Origin of the sequence: Porphyromonas sp. COT-108 OH2963 (genome assembly GCF_000768895.1) — a bacterium.
In the GTDB taxonomy this organism is placed as follows: domain Bacteria; phylum Bacteroidota; class Bacteroidia; order Bacteroidales; family Porphyromonadaceae; genus Porphyromonas_A; species Porphyromonas_A canoris.
In genome coordinates this window covers 20,764-41,556 of the sequence record NZ_JRAP01000017.1, presented here as the reverse complement: position 1 = coordinate 41,556, position 20,793 = coordinate 20,764, and the positions used below count along the sequence as shown (strand labels likewise).

Genomic DNA, 20,793 nt, shown 5'->3' with positions numbered 1-20,793 from the left:
GTTGACAGCAACGGAGAGGTAACCACGCATAAGGAAGGCAGTGCCACCATTACTGCTACATCCGTGGATGGCGGTAAGACAGCCACCTGCCGGGTAACGGTGAAGAGGAAAGAGATCAAGGTAACCGGTATCACCGTATCTCCGACAGAGAAGAGCGTAGTAGAAGGTGAAAGCTTTACCATCACCGCCACAGTGCTTCCTGCCGATGCGGACAACAAGACGGTAACGTGGAGCAGTTCGGCTTCGTACATCGCTTCCGTTAATGACAATGGTCGTGTTACCACACACAAGCCGGGGCGTGCGACCATCACTGCCACAACGGCAGACGGCGGTAAGACAGCCACTTGCCAAGTAACCGTCACCAAGAAAGAGGTCAAGGTAACGGGCATCACCGTCTCCCCGACAGAGAAGAGCGTTATCGAAGGTGAAAGCTTTACGATCACNTGCCAAGTAACCGTCACCAAGAAAGAGGTCAAGGTAACGGGCATCACCGTCTCCCCGACAGAGAAGAGCGTTATCGAAGGTGAAAGCTTTACGATCACCGCCACCGTACAGCCTGCCGATGCAGACAACAAGGCGGTACGCTGGAGCAGCTCCGCATCGGACATTGCCACGGTGGACAATCAAGGCAAAGTAACGACCCACAAACCGGGTAAAGCGACCATCACCGCCACAACGGAGGATGGCGGCAAGACAGCCGGTTGCGAAGTTACGGTAAAGAGCAAGATCACCGAAGAGTACAAGGCTCTCAAGAAGAAAGCCGAAGAACTTGAAGAAAAGATAGACAATGGCGAGAAAGAGCTCGCCGGCATCAAGTCTTCCGACAAGAGCATCAACGAAAAGATCAAGCTCATGGAAGCCCTTCTAAAGAAGATCAACGGCATCAAGAGTGAGATCGACAGCTTGAGCGATGAGATAGAAGCGAAGAAAGATCTGCTTCACGAAAGCGAGTACAACGAACTGAAAGAGAAGAAAGAGAGCCTGCTCTCCGGCATTGCTGAGCTTCAGAGCGAGGCGGAGACCTACAAACAGAAGCTGGATAAAGCAGCGAAAGAGGGAAAAGGAGATCTTTCCGACCTTGAAATCGTGGATCTATGATGACCGACAAAAGCGAAAAGAACATAAACCATAAACCATAAATACAGAATCAGATGAGACTTACATGTAATATATACACCAAAGCAGTATGCGCGCTGACGCTGCTGCTGGTTCTGCTGGCAACCGGCTGCCGGAACGAACGGGAAGATCTGCCTACGGGAAAAAGAAGCAGACAGCTCACCCTTACGGCATCCATGCCTCAGGATGGAGGCGGAATGCGCGTGGAGCTGAAGAAGTCGGCAGACAACAGCACGCTTATAGCCAAATGGAAATCGGGAGACATGGTAACGTTCGTCTTCGAGCAGGGCGATGTTCTGACAGACCCCGTGGAAGCAGCCATAGGCAGAATCGAAAACAACGGCAAGCGTGCGAAGCTGCATATCGAAGTGCCCGAAAGCATAGACACTTCGGAAGAGTACACCATCCACGCCTTCTGCGGAGTACCGGGAACAGGCGTGAGCGTAGAGAGGGGAGAGATCCTTTTGGACATCCTGCCGTTGAGAGCCAACCGCTTGGAGGATATTGCCGTTCCGGTGATTGCCAAGAGGGATATATCTCCGGAGGGAGAAGAGGAAATGGCTCTGCCGTTCGACTATCTTGGCTCGATAGAGTACGTGGATCTCAAGAACGGCTCCTCCACCACACTCCGGGTTAACAACTGCCACCTTTATGCCGTCGATCCGGCAGCGGAAGAGTGGAGATACCTGCCCCGCAACGGCAAATACCATCTCTACAAACCGATGACGGACGAAGTGATGGAGGCAGACGGCGACAAACCCAACCCGTTGGAAGAGTCCGGTTCGGCAGTCTCGGTGGCACCGGGAGCGACACACACGTTTGCGGTGTGGCATCGTCCGACAGGCAACAGCATTCCGGAGTTCGGCATATCGGTGCAGACAGACAACGGGACTCAGCTCTCCAAGAACAAGAAGATAGCCAAAGCNGTGGCATCGTCCGACAGGCAACAGCATTCCGGAGTTCGGCATATCGGTGCAGACAGACAACGGGACTCAGCTCTCCAAGAACAAGAAGATAGCCAAAGCATTCTCCATGACTCCGGGCAAGGCGTATCGTGTACGGGCAGAGTGGAAAGATAACCGCCTGACGATCTTGGGCGAAGACGTGGAAGAGGATCTTCCTTCCATCACCTTGACGACAGAGAAAAAGGTGGGCGAGACGATAACGCTTGATATAGATGCAGAAGCCGAAGATCGTCCGGATGTCTGGATAGACCTGAACAACAACAAGGTCAAAGATGCAGGCGAGAGTGTAACCACATTCGACACCGATCAAGAGTACATACTCGGAGCTCAGACCATTACGGTATATGGAAAGATATACAGTTTTCATTGTAGCTTTAACAGCCTCACCACGTTGGATGTGAGCAAGAACACCGATTTGAAAGTGTTGGGCTGCTCCGATAACTCCCTCACCTCGCTGGATGTGAGCAAGAACACCGCTTTGACAGAGTTGGTCTGCTTCTCTAACTCCCTCACCTCGCTGGATGTGAGCAAGAACACCACTTTGACACGGTTGAACTGCCACTCAAACTCCCTCGCCTCGCTGGATGTGAGCAAGAACACCGCGTTGAAAGAGTTGTACTGTCACAGTAACTCCCTCACCTCGCTGGATGTGAGCAAGAACACGGCTTTGACACGGTTGGACTGCGAGGATACCCCGAATCTTAGCTCCTTGAAGATCTCGCGCAGCATAAATGATGCGTTATATATCCGTAACTGTAAGCTGAGCGCGGAGACGCTGAACGAGATATTCCGCACACTTCCCGATGTAAAAGNGATCTCGCGCAGCATAAATGATGCGTTATATATCCGTAACTGTAAGCTGAGCGCGGAGACGCTGAACGAGATATTCCGCACACTTCCCGATGTAAAAGGGCAGACAGAAGGCGCGAAGAAGATCTGGATAGCAGACAATCCGGGTACGGCGGCGTGCAACAAGAAGATAGCCACAGACAAAGGGTGGACGGTAGATATTGAAGAATAGGGAAAACTCCCCTCACCCCGAAGTGGCGGGGCGTAAAATATTGTAGACAAATTCGGGCAGTGCCGGTGCGATAAGTGCCGGCACTGCTTTTTTTGTNGGGGCGTAAAATATTGTAGACAAATTCGGGCAGTGCCGGTGCGATAAGTGCCGGCACTGCTTTTTTTGTGCCGAGACGGAAAACCGGGATCGGGAAAAGAGAAAAGGTCGGTTTCGGAGAGCATGAAAATTTCGTACGTACAAAAAAATATTTTCGTAGGTAAGAAAATAAATTTCCGTAGGTAAGAAAAAATATTTTCGTAGGTAAGAAAAAATATTTTCGTAGGTAAGAAAAAATATTTCCGTAGGTAAGAAAAAAAATTTCTGTGGCCAAGAAAAAAAATTTTTGTGGCCAAGAAAATAAATTTTCGTGGCCAAGAAAATAAATTTTCATGGGCATAGAAAAAAATTTCCGTGGCCAAGAAAATAAATTTTCATGCGGACGAAAAAATATCTGCATGCGCAGAAAAAGTATTTTCTTTAGCATAAGAGTTGTGGCGATCCGGGCATAAAAATATATTTTCATAGGCAGGAAAATATATTTTTATACGAATTGGAAATATTTTTTATGCTTGCGGACATATTTTTATCTGCGCACAAAAATATATTTTCGTGCGAATGGGAGGAGATTTTTGTGCGAAGAGGAGGAGATTTTTGTGCGAATGGGAGGGGATTTTTGTGCGAATAAAAAAGGATTTTCATGCGGACAGAAATTTTACCTCTTTCGGAATCGGATCCGCCTATGTGGCTTTTGCCCGAAATTTTTAGTGCCTTCGGGAGGAGAAGAAAAAAAATGAATAGATTGATTTTCAGCAATATACAGAACAAGCTAAATATAGAATGTGGCATGGCGGGGGGCAGATGGGGGCTATAAAGAAGCCATCCCGGAAAGATTTTGCTCTTTCCGGGATGGCTCCGATTGGGATGCTGGGAAGATCCCCTGCGTTATTCTCCGATCTCTTTCTGCAAGTCTGCCACAAGGCTGCTCGCACCTATGCGGAAAAGGTCGGGGGTAAGCCATTCGTCCCCAAGCACTTCTTTGACAATGGCAAGGTAGCGGAGGGCATCCTCTGTGGTGCGCACTCCTCCGGATACTTTGAGTCCGCGCTTTTCTCCGAAGAGCTCGGCATACTGCTTCAAGACGGTCGCCATGGTGTAGGCCGCGTTGAGGGTTGCGCCGGGATACTCTTTGCCGGTGGAGGTCTTGATGAAGTCGGCATCGCAGAAGAGGGATAGGATGGAAGCCCTGCGTATGTTTTCGGTGCTCTTCAACGCTCCGGTCTCCAAGATCACCTTGAGGTGCCTGCCCTTCGTTACCTCTCTCAGCTCCAAGATTTCGTCTGCGACTTCTTCGTAGTTTTCGGAAAGGAAGTTGCCGACGTGCAGTACGATGTCTATCTCATCGGCTCCATCTTCGACGGCAAGACCGGTCTCGACCACTTTTACCTCCGGAAAAGTCTGGGAGGATGGGAAGCCCCCGGAGACGGCTGCGATATTGACGCCCCGGGCGGAAAGGGCGTTCTTGACGGTGGAGACGAAGTTGGGATAGACGCAGATGGCTGCGACGTGAGGGATGTCGGGTCTGTTGCTGTCGAGGGCATTGACCTGCTCGACAAACTGCATGATCTGCACGTCATGATCCGTTGCGGATAGCGAGGTGAGGTCTACCACGCTGTGGAGAAACTTGATGTTGTCCACGGTGTGGAGCGTATTGCCATACTTGGAGAGGATCTTTTCGACTTCAAGTGTTGTCTCTTCTTCTGTCAGCGCCGGACGAAACTTTGCAAACGCGTCCGTATATCTGTTACTGCTGTTCATGTTGATTGTTGAGTTTAGGATTATTGATGTGTCTTGTTTTGTCTCTTTCGGTCTTCTTGAGGAAGTTCTTTCGGATGGCGGCGGTAAGATCGCAGCCGGTCTGGTTCGCAATACAGGCAACGACCCAAAGAAGATCCGCCAGCTCGTCTTCCAGATCGAGCTTCTCTCCCTCCTTTGCCTGCTGCTCCCCGTACAAACGAGCCATGATGCGTGCCACTTCGCCCACCTCTTCGGTGAGAACAGCCATGTTGGTGAGAGGATCGAAATAGCGCACGCCGTAACGCCTGATCCAGCCATCGACCTGCTCTTGCAGCTCGGAAAGGGTAAGCTCCTGCTTCATGTCTTATGCGTTTTTTGAGTCGATAATGATGGTAACAGGTCCGTTGTTGGTCAGTGTAATCTGCATATCCGCCCCGAATACGCCGCGTGCCACCGGCTTTTCCAGCGCCTGCTCGAATGCCTGCACGGCTTTCTCGTACAAAGGCTCGGAGATCTCTCCGGGAGCAGCGTGTATGTAAGAGGGACGGTTGCCCTTCTGCGTGGATGCCATGAGGGTAAACTGCGAGACAAGCATCACCTCTCCGCCAACATCAAGCACGCTCCTGTTCATGACGCCATCTGCATCGTCGAAGATGCGAAGGCGGACACACTTGCGGACGATATAGTCGATGTCTTTATCGTCATCATCACAAGCGATGCCGATAAGGATAAGCAGTCCCTCCCCTATTCGGGAGATCTCTTTGTCGTCAACGGTGAGCCGGGAAGACCGGACTCTCTGTACCACTACTTTCATAGCCCAAATTTACTCATTACTTTTTGTATGGAAATATTCATGGACGAGCCGCGCCTTGGCTCTGCCCAAAATAATCTCTATGTCTTCAAGCGACGCCTCACGGATCTTCTTGACACTCTTGAAATGCTTCAAGAGCTTCGCTTTGGAAGCAGATCCTATGCCGTGGATGGTGTCCAGCTCCGAATGTGTCTGCGACTTGCTACGAACTTCCCGGTGAAACTTGATGGCAAAGCGATGGACTTCGTTCTGCACACGCTCCAAAAGCAGAAACACCGGCGAACGCTGCATGATGCCGACAACCTCAGGAGGATTTCCGTAGAGGATATTTGCGGTCTTGTGCTTCCGGTCTTTAGCAAGCCCGAGAATGGGAATAGCCAGCCCCATATCCTCCAATGTCTTTCTGATGGTCTCCATGTGCCCTTTACCCCCATCGGCAATAATGAGATCCGGCAGCTCTCTATCCTCTTCGATAAAGGCGGTATAGCGTCTCTGCACCGCCTCTGCCATGGAGGCATAGTCGTCCTGCCCCTGCACGGATCGTATGTGATAGTGCCTGTACAACTCTTTTGCCGGCCTGCCTCCAATAAAAGCAACGCAGGCTGCAACGGGAGAAGAACCCTGGATATTGGAGTTGTCAAAGCACTCCATGTGGTATGGAAGCCCCGGCAGTCCGAGAATGTTCTGCAACTCTTGAAGGAGCTGCATATTGCGCTGTTCGGGGTTGAGCTTTTCGGCTTGACGGTCTCTATCGGTCTTGTACTGCTCCACATTCTTCTGCGAAAGTTCCAAGAGTCTTTTTTTATCGCCTCTTTGAGGAATGGTAACGGTAATACCCTCCGGCACGTAAGCAATGGGAAGAGGAAGAATAAGCTCTTTAATACCTGGTCTCAAAGCATTCAGACTCTCTTGAACAAGAGTGGAAAGCCACTCCTCCGGCTCTTCAGACAGGCTCTTCTTGTACTCCAACGTCTCTCCGGAAACGATATTGCCACTCCGCACCTCCAGATAGTTGAGGTAGATGGAACCGAGATCTTCGGAGAAAGAGCAGACCAAAGCATCTCCCACACTGCGAGAAATAACAGCAGAAGCGGCTTGATAACTCTCTAAAATGGAGATGGAATGCTTTATGGCTTGTGCCTCTTCAAACTTCAGCTCCGAGGCGTACAGCATCATCCTATCAGACAGTTCTTGCTTTACGGACGAGATATTGCCTTTCAAAACCTCTCTGATCTGACGGATATTCTCATCGTAATCTGCTTCGCTCTGCTTGCCAACGCAAGGAGCAAGGCAGCGATGAATATGATAGTTGAGGCAGACTCGGAATCGTCCCAACGCAATATTCTCTTGTGTAAGATTCAGACTGCAAGTGCGAGGAAGAAAGACTTTCTTAATGACACCGACGAGAGTGTGCGCCATCTTGCCTGCCGGATATGGGCCAAAATATTCCGAGCCATCACGAACCGGCTTGTGAGTGATAAAAACTCTTGGGAAAGGCTCTCTCTTGACGCAGATGTAAGGATAAAAGTTGCCATTCTTGAGCATGATGTTGTAGCGAGGACGATACTCTTTGATAAGATTATACTCCAACAAAAGAGCGTCATGCTCCGTATCGACAACAAAATATTCCAACCACTGCAAGGTGTTTACCAGAGCACGTGTCTTGGCATCCGAATGCTCCTTTTGGAAATAAGAAGCGATCCTTCTGCGCAACGACTTTGCCTTACCTATGTAAATGACATCCTCATTTTTGTCCAAATAACGATAACACCCCGGGAGCTCCGGAATGCTGCTCAATGTCTCAAGAATGTCCTTTTTAGGTATCAGCATTATCTATATTTATGTTTCACGTGAAACATTTCTTGTTTTCAGACTCGGCCACAAAGAACAAGAAGAATATTTATATCGCTTGGAGAAATACCCGGAATACGAGATGCCTGACCTATATTCTCCGGATCTATGGCAGAAAGTTTTTGACGAGCTTCCGTAGAGAGCGAAGAGATTTCCATATAATTGAAACGACCTTTAAGCGTAATATGCTCCAAACGCTTTGCTCTATCCGCCAACTCTTTTTCGCGCAATATATAACCCGAATATTTTGCCTCAATCTCCACCGCTTCAAGAACCTCATCTCTTAATTCCGAAGGGACAGAAGCAGAGATTTCTGCAAGTTCCGGGAGCATTGCAACCATATGTTCAATATGGATATTGGGACGAAGGAGCAGATCCATCGCCTTACAACCCTGCTTTAGAGGTGTAGTGTTATAGGCTTGAAGCTGCTCGTTTACCTCAGAAGGACGAACACCCAAAGAGCGCAAGCAAGCATCCACTCTGCCAATCCATTCCATTTTGGCTTCATAGGCGTGCCATCTTTCATCCTCTACCAATCCGATCTCTCTACCTCTGGGAGTGAGTCGCTGGTCTGCATTGTCTTGTCTCAACAATATGCGATACTCTGCCCTACTGGTAAACATCCGATAGGGTTCATCCACCCCTTTTGTAACAAGATCATCTATGAGCACTCCAATGTATGCTTCATCTCTGCCAAGTGTAAACTCCGGCAGGTTCTTTATTTTCAGTGCGGCATTTATTCCGGCGACAATTCCTTGACCGGCGGCTTCTTCATAACCTGTGGTACCATTGATCTGACCGGCAAAATAGAGACCAGGAATCAGTTTTGTCTCCAAAGTATGATAGAGCTGGGTAGGATCAAAGAAATCATACTCTATGGCATATCCCGGTCTTAAAAGATGTACCTGCTCCAAAGCAGGAATCTTTTTCAAAGCATCAAGCTGCACCTGAAAAGGAAGAGATGACGAGAACCCATTGATGTAGTATTCTGTGGTATCTTCACCCTCCGGCTCCAAAAAGAGCTGGTGCTGACTCTTGTCCGCAAAAGTTACAATCTTGGTCTCGATGCTTGGGCAGTAGCGAGGCCCGATACTTACAATCTGTCCGTTGTAGAGCGGAGAGTCTTCCAGGTGATTTCTCAACTCCGTATGACTTGCCTCATTCGTGTAAGTGATATGGCAAGGACGCTGCTTGAGACGATTCTTCAAACGAGAGTCGGGCAAGAAAGAAAAGCGGTGGAAATCCTCATCTCCATACTGAGCCTCACAGAGGTCAAAGCGAATACTCCTTGCATCTACCCGTGCAGGCGTTCCGGTCTTCATCCTATCCGTACGAAACCCTTTTGAGATAAGCTGCTCGGTGATGCCGTAAGATGCCAGTTCCGAAATACGCCCTCCTTTCCATTGATGAGATCCAACATGCATAAGTCCATTTAAGAACGTGCCATTAGTGAGTATTACCTTAGAAGCATAAAAAGAGATCTTCTGAGCGGTTTCCACACCTTCCACTCTACCATCTTCCTCTGAAAAAAGCAAGCGAGTTACGGTATCCTGCCACATATAGAGGTTCTCCGTATTTTCCAAAATGCGTCTCCATGCCATGGAGAATTGCTGTCTGTCGCTCTGCGCTCTCGGACTCCACATGGCAGGTCCTTTACTTCTATTGAGCATCCGAAACTGAATTGATGTGGAATCCGTAACAATCGCCGTAGCACCACCTAAGGCATCTATCTCGCGAACAATCTGCCCTTTCGCAATACCGCCAATAGCCGGATTGCAACTCATTTGGGCAATCTTACCCATATCCATCGTAATGAGCAAAACAGAGCAACCCATTACCGCCGAAGCCCGTGCAGCTTCACAGCCTGCGTGCCCCGCTCCTACGACTATTATATCATATCTAAACTTCATTCGTTCTTACCTGTAATTACTTTTTTTATTTCACTTAACTTGTTCAATGCTTCGATAGGTGTCAGATGGTTGATATCTACTCCTATGATTTCTTTCCGAACTTGACCGAGTACAGGATCATCTAATTGGAAAAAACTGATTTGATAAGGAGTGTTTCCTACAACCTCTCTACTCGAACCGCTATGATTAAAAGATGGGATCGCTCCTCTATCGCCCTTCTCCAGCTGATGCAGAATATCACCGGCTCTTTCTACAATCGTTGATGGAAGACCTGCAAGCTTGGCAACATTGATACCAAAACTATGTTCACTTCCTCCCGGCTGAAGTTTTCTGAGAAAAATCACTTTACCATCGACCTCCTTGACAGAAACATTAAAGTTCTTTATCCTGTCGTACTCCGCTTCCAACTCATTCAGTTCGTGATAGTGCGTTGCAAAAAGTGTTTTTGCTTTGCCGTGAGGATATTCATGTATATACTCTACAATAGCTCTCGCAATGGAGATACCATCGTAGGTAGAAGTTCCTCTACCCAGTTCATCTATCAGAACAAGACTTCTATTGGTCAAACTGTTCAAGATGGCTGCCGATTCGGTCATTTCAACCATAAAAGTAGACTCCCCTCTGGAGATATTATCACTGGCTCCCACTCTTGTAAAAATCCTGTCTACCAGACCGATAGATGCAGATCTTGCAGGAATGAAGCTACCCATCTGAGCCATAAGACAGATGATAGCGGTCTGACGTAGCAGAGCACTCTTACCGGACATATTAGGTCCCGTAACAATGATGATCTGCTGATTTTTATCGTCTAAGTAGAGATCATTTGCAATGTATGCCTCTCCGGTCGGAAGAAGACGCTCTATGACGGGGTGGCGTCCATCTTTTATTTCAATAACCTGTCCATTATTAACATCCGGTTTCGCATATTGATAAGCAGTAGAGACATCCGCAAAAGACTGAAGCACATCCACTTCCGATATTCTTACTGCATTATTCTGTATCTCTTTGATATGCTGTGAGAGATTTGATATAAGACGAGTGAAGATCTCTGTTTCCAAGATGGCAATCTTCTCCTCTGCTCCTAAAATCTTCTGCTCATACTCTTTAAGCTCTTGAGTGATATACCTCTCAGCATTCACAAGAGTCTGCTTCCGGATCCAGTCGTCCGGCACTCTCTCTTTATGCGTATTACGTACTTCTATGTAGTAGCCAAAAACATTGTTGAATGCTATTTTCAGACTTGGAATGCCTGTACGCTCTGCTTCTCTATTTCGGATTTCGATAAGATACTCTTTTCCTCCTCCGGCAATACGTCGCAGTTCATCGAGCTCCGGATGTACCCCCTCACGTATCACACGACCACCTCTGTTCATAAGAGCCGGAGCTTCGGGATCTATTGTTTGTACAATGGCTCGACGCACTTCGGAAGAGTCTGTCATCATTTCAGCCAAATGAGTCGTGGTATCGCAGCCAAGAGACTTTAAGATGGTTCTAATTGGATTGAACTCGCCCACTGCTTCCGCCAGTTGCAACAGTTCACGAGGATTGATCCGCCCAACAGCTATCTTGGAGACCAATCTCTCCAAGTCTCCAATCTTAGCCATGTGGGTTCTGAGCTTTCCCGTAGCTTCACCCTGCTTCATGAAGACTTCTACGGCATTTTGCCTAAACTCGATCTCTTTGACATCAAGAAGAGGAAATATCATCCATCTTTTTAAGAGACGCCCACCCATAGGCGTTAAAGTTCTGTCCAAGACATCCACAAGAGCCACTCCATCTTCACTCATAGGCTTCAGGATCTCAAGATTTCTAAGTGTAAACTTATCCAACCGGACATATCTGTCTTCTTCCATTTTTCTAATTGAAGTAATATGCCCTAATTCAACATGACAAGTGGCATGCAGATAATAAAGAATGGCACCACACGCCATGATCGAAAGCTTGTTTTCCTCTATGCCAAAACCCTTAAGATTCTTTACGCCAAAGACTTCCGAAATCTTGTCTCGTCCATACATCTCAGTATAGATAAAGTCTTCAAGCGGATAGAGATTCAGTTTATCTCCAAACTCCTCCCTGAACATACGCTCCAATCCTCTTTGCAGAAGCACTTCTTTAGGAGCAAAGTTTGCCAACAGTTTGTCGGCATCCTGAGGATATGTCTCAGCTGTTAGAAACTCCCCTGTGGACAGATCCAAGAATGCCAGTCCTATCTTTCCACTTCCAAATACAACAGATGCCAAGAAGTTGTTTTGTTTGGCATGAAGCACCGTGTCATTCATAGTAAGTCCCGGCGTAACAAGCTCTGTAACAGCTCTTCTAACCAACTTTTTGGTGGTCTTGGGATCTTCTATCTGATCACAGATTGCTACCCTTTTCCCAAATCCTACCAATTTAGGCAGATAAGTATCCAACGCATGATGTGGAAAACCGGCAAGTTCTATATGGCTGGCAGAGCCATTAGCACGCTTCGTCAATGTTATGCCGAGCAGAGATGAAACCGTTATGGCGTCTTCACAAAAAGTCTCATAAAAGTCCCCAACCCTAAACAGTAATATAGCATCGGGATGTTCTCTTTTTATCTTATTGTACTGAGACATCATCGGAGTCTCTGCCACTTTTGTTGACATATATAATATCTTTAATCCGTTTACTCTTACAAGAAAGCTTTACCAACCCCATTCCACAGCCATTCCAAACTCCCAAGTACCCGGTTGGTTATTTTTCCAAGGGGCGGAAGAAAATGCCGTGTATCCTTTTAGCAGTGAGACATTGCCTGTTCTAAAAATCAAACCCAACTCCGGACGAAGATTCCAACCATCACGAGACTCACCAAAGTGAGAATAGTGATTCAAAGAAAGAGCTCCATCAAAGAAAAAACCATTCAAGGGAAGCTCTCTTCGATAACTGACTCCCCCTCCTATGAAACGAGAAAAATCAGACTTTTCAGATCCCATTGCACTCCATGCCATTTGGGCTACAGCTCCCCACTCTTTATAGAATGGTACTCTGACAGCAGCTCCAAAATGGTTGAATATGTTCTCCGAAAAAAGAGTCCATCCTCTACGAAAAGAGACACTGTATCCTTTCAGAGGCTCATCCCGATATGAATAAAGATTATAGGGTTTTCCGGTTAAAACAGACGCTAAAGCATAGGTCAGTTTGGCAGATAATATACCCACTACAGCACCTCCTGCAAGATCGCTAACCCAATGCCTGTTATTAAGGATTCTGGCAGTAGCTGTGAGAGATGCAGATGTGTAGGAGAATGCTGCCAACCAAGGATAACGCTCCCCATACTCTTCCACCAAAAGAGTCGCACAGACAAAAGAGAAAGAGGTATGACCCGATGGAAACGATTTATAGTTGTTCTGATCCGGCCTCATTCTGCCAAATCCTCTTTTTCCTGCATGAGTTATTGCTGTCGAAAGTAAAATAGCACCACCTTGAAGCAAAAACATCTCTCCGGCACTGTTACTATACTTCGGCTTTACTCCTCCAAAGTATAAACCCCAAGAAGTTGCCACGGGGATGAGACTTGAATAGTCGTCCACATAAGTCCTGAATGAGCTGAAGTGAGTAGATCTCCAATCATAAACCGTCTGATCCAAACTTGGAGTGGAGACTGCAAATATGGTCAATGGTAACGCTCTTGCCCATTGATATTTAGCTTTACTTATGCTATCAGAAGGCACAGCCGTTTCTGCCTTTATTGTGGGAGCAAAGTCTATTGAAACAAACAATATTCCCGACAAAAAGACATATAGAAAGATATTCAGTGCTCTTTTGATAGCCATAGAAACAATATATTGAAGTTAGAAGCTCTGGCGGAGTCCTCCCATACCGCCTCCAAGATCAAAACCACCGCCGGACGATCCCATTCCTGAACGGCGTCTCTTCATCTCCTCTTCCCTTTCCTTATTTTTATCCCTCTTCTCGACCTCCTTAGGTTTATTGCGTACAAGCTCTAATGGTTTTTGCTTATCCAGAGGTATGCTTTTAGGATCAAAGTTCTCTTTGACAGTCCAGTTTTTCAGAAGCTCCATCTTTTTATTCAGATAGAAGACTTCCTCCGGTTGTAAGTTCTTATCATAGTCTCCCGGATCCCATCTTCCATTTCCGTTACGATCAATTATAACACGCAGATAATAATTCCCCGGTTTAAGATCTGAAAAGACTATTTCTCCCAAATTTTTATTGGAATATGCCACACCCAAAATTTTATCACTTTCATTGAGAAGTTCCCCTATCATCGGTGTCTGTCCATATCCGAGTACTTGTACCAAGAGCGAAGAAAACTCAGACTTTGCCTTTGTCTCGAAGCTCTTCTTGAGTGGTTCCAACAAAGGACGACCCAAAATATCGTTTACAGAAGCACTATCCGCATAGAGTGTATAGCTTTGCCTGTAGCTTAATGGTGCTTTGAGCAGCCATAGTCTGGAGCGTCCCGGTATCGGCATCAGTGTATCTATCTTTGCATCTACCTCTATCGTATCTTTTTTATAAACAAGCCTCAATGCCTTTCTGAGCATTTCCGTATCAACGGGATATGTCGAAGAGATCAAGATTGAATCCGAAATACCTCCATCTCCTTTTGTCTCCATGCTCAAAGTCCAGGTTGGCTTAGGCTTTTCAATATCTGTGGAGTCCTTAGGAGTATCGGAATCCTCTTTCTTCTCCTTAACCTGCTTCTTAGGAGGTGTGCGAAGAGCTATAGTATCCGATACTACAATAATATTATTCAACGAGTCTATCGAAGGGTAATTCACAATGAATGTATCTCTCGAATAATAGAGAGAGTCTGTAAGCAGATAGGTTGCCTTTTTCGTGTAAAGGTCAGCGTCCGTAAAGATTTTAATCTTCGGATCCATACCGGCACTATCTAATCCTAAAGCTCTAATGGAAGGAATATCCTTTTCCTCTAAAAAAGGCAGATTAAATTCAAGTTCTATCGTAGCGGAGTCTCGTCTTTCTCGTTTAACGATATAGTTTCGCTGTTTGTCCGATTGAAAAAAGCGCAATACTACATCATCAGGAAGGTATCTTGTGTACTCGACAAGATAAGTGGAGTCTACAACAGGTTTTCCCTTGACTGTCTTAAATATAGTATCTTGTCTTACCGCAGGCTCGGAACTTGTAGTAACTCTTTCGGGGAAGAAAGCCACTGCTTCCATAGGAGAATTATAGCGATAGTTGTTATCATTATCCTTAAGAGCAAAAAGACTATAAGATCCGGACTTCATGTTACGAATAACAAATCGCGCCCGATCCGATGTTCTCGACATTCTTAGAAAAGTGGTATCTCTAAATGCTTCCCGTCTGGACTCGGCATGAATTCCGACTACAACATCAGACACAGGCTCAAGATCTCTTGCATTGAGAACCACGCCGGCTATCTCCATTGTATCTATCTCATTACCGGTACTGAATGCGTGGGAAAAATTTTCGAGAGCATTTCTCTCGTTGTTGTCCTCTATCGAGTTCGTAAAGTCGATAGTATAGGTCGTATTGGAAATGAGAGAATCTTCCAATATCACCTCCACACGCTTTCCTATGGCTTGTATCTTAGGATTTTGTTGCTGCGGAGGAGATATAATCACCTTTTTGCTTGCATCTTTTACTGTGATGTACTCGTCAAAATAGAAGACAAACTTCTTCGTATTTACATTGAGTGCTCCCGAAGCCGGTACAGATTTCAGCAATACAGGCGGAGCATCATCATACGGACCTCCTCCCGGGCCGAGTTTACTCGCACAAGAAAGCATTGTTACAGCCGAAAAAATAAAGATCAACACCTTCATTCCACGACTCATGCCGAAGCTATTCAGTCTGTTGTTTTTGCTTTTTTTCATGGTCAGGTCAGCTATTCAAAGATCCTAAAATCGCTTCGTTAAGTTTACCTTCTGCCTCAGCAGCAATAAGGTTATCGGTTTCATACGGATTCAGCAGGATCATTCCCACAACCTTTCCTGTATGATCTATAGCCATCACAGCTTCTCCCTCATCATTTCCGGCATCTCTGCGTTCCGCATTATACCCTGCCTTAACATAGGCGCGAGCTATCTCTTTCGCAAAATGCTCTCTCTTCTCCACATAATACTCCACCATGTGGTTCTCTACATAGTAAGCATCTACGAGAGTCATGCCCTCCACTTCAGGAAGTTCGTCATCATCGAAGCCAATATCCATTGCTTGTTCCTCTGTGGTATAGATGATATCAAGTTTATCTTGTTCCTTGCTATTTTTATGCTTATCCATAGTAGCTCTATGATTTTTGTTTAGTACTGTACAAAATTAGCAATAAATAGACCTTATAAAAAGAAAAGGAGGCTATCTAACCATAAATTAGAAGCCTCCTCTATGTTGACCCACGAGGATTCGAACCTCGACAGACAGAACCAAAACCTGTAGTGCTACCATTACACCATGGGTCAATACCTTGTTTTTGTGATGCAAAATTACAAAGGAAATTCCGAACCACCAAATAATCAGCAAAAGATTTGCCTCTTAATCGGTACAAGGAGTGAAAAATGAGTACCTTTACCCTTAAAACAAACCAATTCAAAATAAAACAGAAAGTATAATGAGTACCAATAGAGAATGGAGAACGATTAAGGAATACGAAGAGATTCTCTTCGATTTTTACAACGGAATTGCACGAATTACAATCAATCGGGAACGATACAGAAACGCTTTCACTCCACAGACAACGGCAGAGATGAGTGATGCTCTCCGTATTTGCAGAGAAGAAGCAGATATTTGTGTTGTTGTGATTACCGGAGCAGGAGACGTTGCTTTCTGTGCCGGAGGAGATCAGAATGTAAAAGGTCGTGGCGGCTACATCGGAAAGGATGGTGTTCCAAGACTAAGCGTATTGGATGTACAAAAACAGATTCGTTCCATCCCAAAACCTGTCATTGCCGCGGTGAATGGATTTGCCATCGGCGGAGGTCATGTCCTTCATGTCGTTTGCGACTTGAGTATTGCTTCGGAAAACGCAAGATTCGGACAGACCGGACCGAGAGTAGGTAGTTTTGATGCCGGATTTGGATCTTCTTATCTTGCTCGTGTTGTGGGACAAAAGAAAGCCAGAGAGATTTGGTTTTTATGCCGTCAGTACAATGCACAAGAAGCATTGGATATGGGCTTGGTAAATACCGTTGTACCTCTGGAACAGCTCGAAGACGAGTATGTCAAATGGTCCGAAGAGATGATGTCTCTCAGTCCGCTTGCATTGCGAATGATCAAAGCCGGTCTGAATGCAGAGTTGGATGGTCAGGCAGGTATTCAAGAGTTGGCCGGTGATGCTACAATGCTTTATTATCTTACCGATGAGGCACAAGAGGGTAAAACAGCCTTTTTAGAAAAGAGAAAGCCGGACTGGTCTAAGTTTCCAAAACTCCCGTAATCTTTCCATTGTATTATGGAGCTGGCCATCCGTAAAGAGAAGCTGATATTCAAACAGCCGGCAAAAACTTCCAGAGGGGTATATCTCACAAAAAGTGTCTTTTACATAGAGAGAGACACACCGCAAGGGAAGGAGATTATCGGAGAGTGTGCTCCATTGGAAGATCTTAGTCTCGACTTCTCACAGGAGTATCACAGTAAGCTATCCGATCTATTACATCAAATCGAGAATGATTCCTGGTCTCCCACTCCAAGTTGGAAACAATATCCATCTATTCTGTTTGGTATAGAAACAGCTCTCAGACATATAAAGGCTGGAGGATTGGCGCATACAGACACCCCATTTTCGAGAGGAGAAAAAGGTATTCCCATCAATGGTCTTATATGGATGGGATCTCATGATGAGATGCTAAGAAGAATAGAAGAGAAGCTTCATGATGGTTTTCGATGCCTTAAACTAAAGATCGGAGCTATTGCTTTCGATTCCGAAATAGACCTGCTTCATCGCATTCGTAGCAGGTTTTCAGCCGAAGATCTGGAGATAAGATTGGATGCTAACGGCGCCTTCTCTTTTTCTGAAGCACTCGGAAAATTGGAAACTCTATCCCGATACGAGATCCACTCCATCGAGCAACCCATAGCCGCAGGGGAGCCGGAGAAGATGTCGAAGATTGTCAGAGATACTCCCATTCCTGTTGCTTTGGACGAAGAGCTGATAGGAGTTTACGAAACAGAGGAGAAGCAATCTCTTTTGGAAACCATTCGTCCGCACTACATCATACTTAAACCCACACTCCATGGCTCTTTTTATGGGTGTGACGAATGGATAGAGTTGGCTGAACGAATCGGTATCCTTTGGTGGGCAACATCTGCATTGGAATCCAACATCGGTTTGAATGCCATAGCGCATTGGGTTTCCTCTCACGGCGTGGAACGTCCGCAAGGTTTGGGAACAGGAGAGCTTTTTACCAACAATATCTCTACTCCCATATATAGAAAAGGAGCGGAAATATGGTATCACCGTTCATGATAAACCGGAAAATGAGAGGAACAGACGCAGAGAACATAAAGCCGGACAGAGACACTGCTTCCGCCGACATATCTGTCCTATGCAGAAATTCGGAAGAAGAGAAAAAGCTGAAAGGGGAGCTGGATGCTTTTCTGGACGAATGGTATAGCCCTTCTCCTCTGATAGCTCTTCACACTTCGGGTTCTACCGGTACACCCAAAACAATTCTTGCGGAGAAAGAGAAGATGAGACGAAGCGCACGACTCACGCTGGAAACATTTGCTCTATCTTCCGGTTCTACTGCTTTTTGTGCCATGTCGCTATCTTACATAGCAGCCAAGATGATGGTTTTAAGAGCCATAGAGGGATCTCTCAAACTTATTCTCTCCCCCGCCTCCGCACATCCGCTTGCAATGGATGCTCTTCCCGATATGGATTTTGCGGCAATGGTACCTCTGCAGGTAGAAAAAAGTATGGAAAACCGTTTGGAAAAAGAGCGACTTTCTAATATCAAAACCCTTATCATAGGAGGTGCAAGCATCTATTCCGAGCTTGAAGAGCAGCTCATGCAACTCCCCGGCAGGATCTATGCCACATACGGAATGACAGAGACATTTTCTCATATAGCCATCCGGAGAATCAATGGTACAGAGCGTTCTCTCTCGTTTACCCCCCTCAAAAATATCTCCATATCTCTCTCGGCAAATGATGCCATCACGATAAACGCTCCTCATCTTTGCGATACTCCGATAATCACGAACGATAAAGGAGTACTTTTTCCGGATGGTACTTTTCGGATATTGGGAAGACTCGACAATGTTATCAACAGTGCCGGCATCAAACTTCAACCCGAAGAGCTCGAACAGAAGCTTTCTCCTGTCATACCTGTTCCTTTTCTTCTGACATCCGTCTCGCATCCTCTCTGGGGCGAAGCTCTTGTCATCCTTCTTGAAAGAGAGATAACACCCGATGTTCTAAGCCGTAACATCGCCAAAAGACTTGAAACCAAAGAGAGACCCAAATACTTTCAGCTTGTATCTTCCCTACCCAAAACAGAGAGTGGAAAAGTAGTAAGAAGAGCTTGCGAAGACCTCTCTGCACTTACTCCTTTGAGTTATGAATGACAATATTAAACTATCCGTCGTAGAGATGAACCGCCTGACACAGGAGGAGTTCAAGCAGCAAAAGAAGATTCCCTTGGTTATAGTGCTGGATAATGTAAGGAGCATGAACAACATCGGTTCCGTGTTCCGCACTGCCGATGCCTTTTTGGTCGATGCTCTATACCTGTGTGGCATCACAGCCACACCCCCTCATCGGGATATAAGAAAGACGGCACTCGGAGCGGAAGACAGTGTTCTGTGGCACTACTTCGAGTCCACATCGGATGCTGTCGCCCATCTTAAAGAGCAGGGTTACCATCTTCTTGCTCTCGAACAGACCCAAAACAGCATTCCTCTTCAGGAGATAGAGAAAAAACTGAAAGAGCTGAAAGAGCAGCCTCTTGCCCTCGTTATCGGACACGAAGTGAAAGGCGTGGATCAGGAAATAGTAAATATGTGCGATGGAGCCATAGAGATACCTCAGTTCGGAACGAAACACTCTCTCAACGTAAGTGTAGCCGCCGGAATGAGTATCTGGGAAATAGCCAAATATTATATGAACAGGAGCGTATGAAAAAGAGAATAGCGGTAATAGTGGCAGGAGGTTCCGGACAGCGGATGCAGAATACTCTTCCAAAACAGTTTATGGAGGTGAACGGCTCACCTGTCATCTTTCATACCATAAAAGCGTTTCACACTTACGATCCTGCTATTGATATAGTGGTGGTCATACCCGAAGCACATCGAAATACTTTTCTCTCTTTAACCGAAAAATACCGCTTCGATATACCCGTTACTTTGGTCAATGGAGGAGCCACACGCACGCAGAGTGTCATGTCCGGACTTCTATCCATACCGCAAAAAGAAGATACGATAGTGGCGATACATGATGGTGTAAGACCGAATATATCTCCAAAACTGCTGGACAGACTTTTCACAACATCAGAACAAAACAGTAATGCCTGCGTCATTCCGGTAGTGGAAAGCACCAATTCCCTTAGACAAATCATTTCCGAAAAGGGAGAAACCCTGCCCGTAGACCGTTCTACCATTATAGAGGTACAGACTCCACAACTCTTCCAGGCAGATCAAATAAAAAGGGCTTACAATAAAGCCCTCAAAAGCGATCTGCCTTTCACAGATGACGCATCCCTGTTTCAATGGTACTACAAAAAGTCTCCCCTTCTTGTGGAAGGAGAGAGTGAGAATATCAAGATAACAAGGCCGATAGATATAGAACTGATTTCAAAACTTCTCTCTCAATCCTGAGAGATATCTGCAACCACGGCTCCCACATAAGAGATAAGGTCTTTGGGCGAAAGTTCCACCTGTACACCGCGTTTTCCGGCACTGATAAGGATGGTATCGCAAAGCAGTACATCCGAGTCGATATAGACTGGAAAAGCCTTTTTGAGACCTATGGGAGAGCAACCTCCGCGTATATATCCTGTAACGGCAAGAAGATCTTTCATGGGAAGAGGCTTTACAGACTTCACACCATGAGCGGAAGCCACTTTCTTCAAATCTATTTCGCTTCCTGCCGAAACCATTGCCACCACAAAACTCCTCTCCGAAGTCTCCAGTACAATAGTCTTATAAATCTTTCCGGGATCTATACCCAGCGTTTCTGCCAGATGAATAGCGGAAAGATTCTCTTCATCTACTTCATACGTATGAAGCGTATAGGAAACTTTTCCGCTATCCAAAAGTCGCGAAACATTGGTCTTACAATCTCTGTTTTTGCTACCCATGCGAGAGTAATAGAAGCAC

Annotated in this window: 17 protein-coding genes and 1 tRNA gene; 7 read left to right on the top strand and 11 right to left on the bottom strand. The window is 46.1% G+C overall.

Going from position 1 to position 20,793, the window contains the following annotated elements:
* Positions 1-1,098: Ig-like domain-containing protein (locus HQ39_RS08665; RefSeq protein WP_200879173.1), on the top strand; the 1,098-nt coding region annotated here is incomplete at its 5' end.
* A gap of 990 nt (positions 1,099-2,088) precedes the next feature.
* On the top strand, positions 2,089-3,102 hold the full coding sequence (locus tag HQ39_RS09755) for a hypothetical protein (protein ID WP_152565550.1): 1,014 nt from the start codon (positions 2,089-2,091) through the stop codon (positions 3,100-3,102).
* Positions 3,103-4,083: 981 nt separating this feature from the next.
* Here the strand turns inward: HQ39_RS09755 and deoC are convergent.
* From deoC to HQ39_RS08605, 10 genes are all read right to left on the bottom strand, one after another.
* Entirely contained in the window at positions 4,084-4,956 is an 873-nt protein-coding gene (deoC, locus tag HQ39_RS08650) for a deoxyribose-phosphate aldolase (RefSeq protein ID WP_036865481.1), read from the bottom strand.
* The gene (locus tag HQ39_RS08645; RefSeq protein WP_036849290.1) at positions 4,943-5,296 is read right to left on the bottom strand and encodes a nucleotide pyrophosphohydrolase; all 354 of its coding nucleotides are present in this window, start codon (positions 5,294-5,296) and stop codon (positions 4,943-4,945) included. The genes deoC and HQ39_RS08645 overlap by 14 nt, the downstream gene beginning before the upstream one ends.
* Before the next feature lie 3 nt (positions 5,297-5,299).
* The gene (dtd, locus tag HQ39_RS08640) at positions 5,300-5,749 is read right to left on the bottom strand and encodes a D-aminoacyl-tRNA deacylase (RefSeq protein ID WP_036865480.1); all 450 of its coding nucleotides are present in this window, start codon (positions 5,747-5,749) and stop codon (positions 5,300-5,302) included.
* Between the two features lie 9 nt (positions 5,750-5,758).
* Positions 5,759-7,576, bottom strand: a complete 1,818-nt coding sequence (uvrC, locus tag HQ39_RS08635; protein WP_036865478.1) for an excinuclease ABC subunit UvrC — start codon at positions 7,574-7,576, stop codon at positions 5,759-5,761.
* A gap of 38 nt (positions 7,577-7,614) precedes the next feature.
* The gene (mnmG, locus tag HQ39_RS08630) at positions 7,615-9,507 is read right to left on the bottom strand and encodes a tRNA uridine-5-carboxymethylaminomethyl(34) synthesis enzyme MnmG (protein ID WP_036865476.1); all 1,893 of its coding nucleotides are present in this window, start codon (positions 9,505-9,507) and stop codon (positions 7,615-7,617) included.
* A complete protein-coding gene (mutS, locus tag HQ39_RS08625; protein WP_036865474.1) occupies positions 9,504-12,134 on the bottom strand; it encodes a DNA mismatch repair protein MutS in 2,631 nt (876 codons plus the stop codon). The genes mnmG and mutS overlap by 4 nt, the downstream gene beginning before the upstream one ends.
* A gap of 39 nt (positions 12,135-12,173) precedes the next feature.
* The gene (locus tag HQ39_RS09315; RefSeq protein WP_052079569.1) at positions 12,174-13,301 is read right to left on the bottom strand and encodes a phosphatase PAP2 family protein; all 1,128 of its coding nucleotides are present in this window, start codon (positions 13,299-13,301) and stop codon (positions 12,174-12,176) included.
* 18 nt (positions 13,302-13,319) lie between these two features.
* Positions 13,320-15,356 (bottom strand): Ig-like domain-containing protein, encoded by a 2,037-nt coding sequence (locus HQ39_RS08615; protein WP_052079568.1) that lies wholly within the window; start codon positions 15,354-15,356, stop codon positions 13,320-13,322.
* A 7-nt stretch (positions 15,357-15,363) separates the two neighbouring features.
* Positions 15,364-15,762 (bottom strand): hypothetical protein, encoded by a 399-nt coding sequence (locus HQ39_RS09310; RefSeq protein ID WP_052079567.1) that lies wholly within the window; start codon positions 15,760-15,762, stop codon positions 15,364-15,366.
* Between the two features lie 105 nt (positions 15,763-15,867).
* A tRNA-Gln gene (locus tag HQ39_RS08605) sits at positions 15,868-15,938 on the bottom strand.
* A gap of 149 nt (positions 15,939-16,087) precedes the next feature.
* Here HQ39_RS08605 and menB point away from each other — a divergent pair.
* The 5 genes from menB to ispD are packed head-to-tail and all read left to right on the top strand — an operon-like array spanning position 16,088 to position 20,292.
* Positions 16,088-16,912 carry a 1,4-dihydroxy-2-naphthoyl-CoA synthase gene (gene menB / locus HQ39_RS08600; RefSeq protein ID WP_036790822.1) on the top strand — a complete coding sequence of 275 codons (825 nt, stop codon included), beginning with the start codon at positions 16,088-16,090 and terminating at the stop codon, positions 16,910-16,912.
* Positions 16,913-16,927: 15 nt separating this feature from the next.
* Positions 16,928-17,941 carry an o-succinylbenzoate synthase gene (locus tag HQ39_RS08595; RefSeq protein WP_036865472.1) on the top strand — a complete coding sequence of 338 codons (1,014 nt, stop codon included), beginning with the start codon at positions 16,928-16,930 and terminating at the stop codon, positions 17,939-17,941.
* A gap of 11 nt (positions 17,942-17,952) precedes the next feature.
* Positions 17,953-19,044: an AMP-binding protein gene (locus HQ39_RS08590; RefSeq protein WP_160216123.1), complete on the top strand. Its 1,092-nt coding sequence runs from the start codon at positions 17,953-17,955 to the stop codon at positions 19,042-19,044.
* Complete coding sequence (locus tag HQ39_RS08585; RefSeq protein ID WP_036865470.1) at positions 19,037-19,597, top strand: RNA methyltransferase; 561 nt, start codon at positions 19,037-19,039, stop codon at positions 19,595-19,597. Before HQ39_RS08590 ends, HQ39_RS08585 begins: the two co-directional genes overlap by 8 nt.
* Positions 19,594-20,292: a 2-C-methyl-D-erythritol 4-phosphate cytidylyltransferase gene (gene ispD / locus HQ39_RS08580; protein WP_036865468.1), complete on the top strand. Its 699-nt coding sequence runs from the start codon at positions 19,594-19,596 to the stop codon at positions 20,290-20,292. The genes HQ39_RS08585 and ispD overlap by 4 nt, the downstream gene beginning before the upstream one ends.
* Here ispD and ybaK read toward each other — a convergent pair.
* Positions 20,283-20,774 carry a Cys-tRNA(Pro) deacylase gene (gene ybaK / locus HQ39_RS08575; protein WP_036865467.1) on the bottom strand — a complete coding sequence of 164 codons (492 nt, stop codon included), beginning with the start codon at positions 20,772-20,774 and terminating at the stop codon, positions 20,283-20,285. The genes ispD and ybaK overlap by 10 nt on opposite strands.
* Positions 20,775-20,793 lie beyond the last annotated feature (19 nt).

What these genes read in the sequence shown, in the direction of transcription:
- HQ39_RS08585 (WP_036865470.1), top strand. Translation starts at nt 19,037, where the DNA reads ATGAATGACAATATTAAACTATCCGTCGTAGAGATGAACCGCCTGACA.
- ispD (WP_036865468.1), top strand. Translation starts at nt 19,594, where the DNA reads ATGAAAAAGAGAATAGCGGTAATAGTGGCAGGAGGTTCCGGACAGCGG.
- mutS (WP_036865474.1), bottom strand. Translation starts at nt 12,134, where the DNA reads ATGTCAACAAAAGTGGCAGAGACTCCGATGATGTCTCAGTACAATAAG.
- dtd (WP_036865480.1), bottom strand. Translation starts at nt 5,749, where the DNA reads ATGAAAGTAGTGGTACAGAGAGTCCGGTCTTCCCGGCTCACCGTTGAC.
- menB (WP_036790822.1), top strand. Translation starts at nt 16,088, where the DNA reads ATGAGTACCAATAGAGAATGGAGAACGATTAAGGAATACGAAGAGATT.
- uvrC (WP_036865478.1), bottom strand. Translation starts at nt 7,576, where the DNA reads ATGCTGATACCTAAAAAGGACATTCTTGAGACATTGAGCAGCATTCCG.
- HQ39_RS08590 (WP_160216123.1), top strand. Translation starts at nt 17,953, where the DNA reads ATGAGAGGAACAGACGCAGAGAACATAAAGCCGGACAGAGACACTGCT.
- HQ39_RS08615 (WP_052079568.1), bottom strand. Translation starts at nt 15,356, where the DNA reads ATGAAAAAAAGCAAAAACAACAGACTGAATAGCTTCGGCATGAGTCGT.
- ybaK (WP_036865467.1), bottom strand. Translation starts at nt 20,774, where the DNA reads ATGGGTAGCAAAAACAGAGATTGTAAGACCAATGTTTCGCGACTTTTG.
- HQ39_RS08595 (WP_036865472.1), top strand. Translation starts at nt 16,928, where the DNA reads ATGGAGCTGGCCATCCGTAAAGAGAAGCTGATATTCAAACAGCCGGCA.
- mnmG (WP_036865476.1), bottom strand. Translation starts at nt 9,507, where the DNA reads ATGAAGTTTAGATATGATATAATAGTCGTAGGAGCGGGGCACGCAGGC.
- HQ39_RS08645 (WP_036849290.1), bottom strand. Translation starts at nt 5,296, where the DNA reads ATGAAGCAGGAGCTTACCCTTTCCGAGCTGCAAGAGCAGGTCGATGGC.
- deoC (WP_036865481.1), bottom strand. Translation starts at nt 4,956, where the DNA reads ATGAACAGCAGTAACAGATATACGGACGCGTTTGCAAAGTTTCGTCCG.
- HQ39_RS09310 (WP_052079567.1), bottom strand. Translation starts at nt 15,762, where the DNA reads ATGGATAAGCATAAAAATAGCAAGGAACAAGATAAACTTGATATCATC.
- HQ39_RS09315 (WP_052079569.1), bottom strand. Translation starts at nt 13,301, where the DNA reads ATGGCTATCAAAAGAGCACTGAATATCTTTCTATATGTCTTTTTGTCG.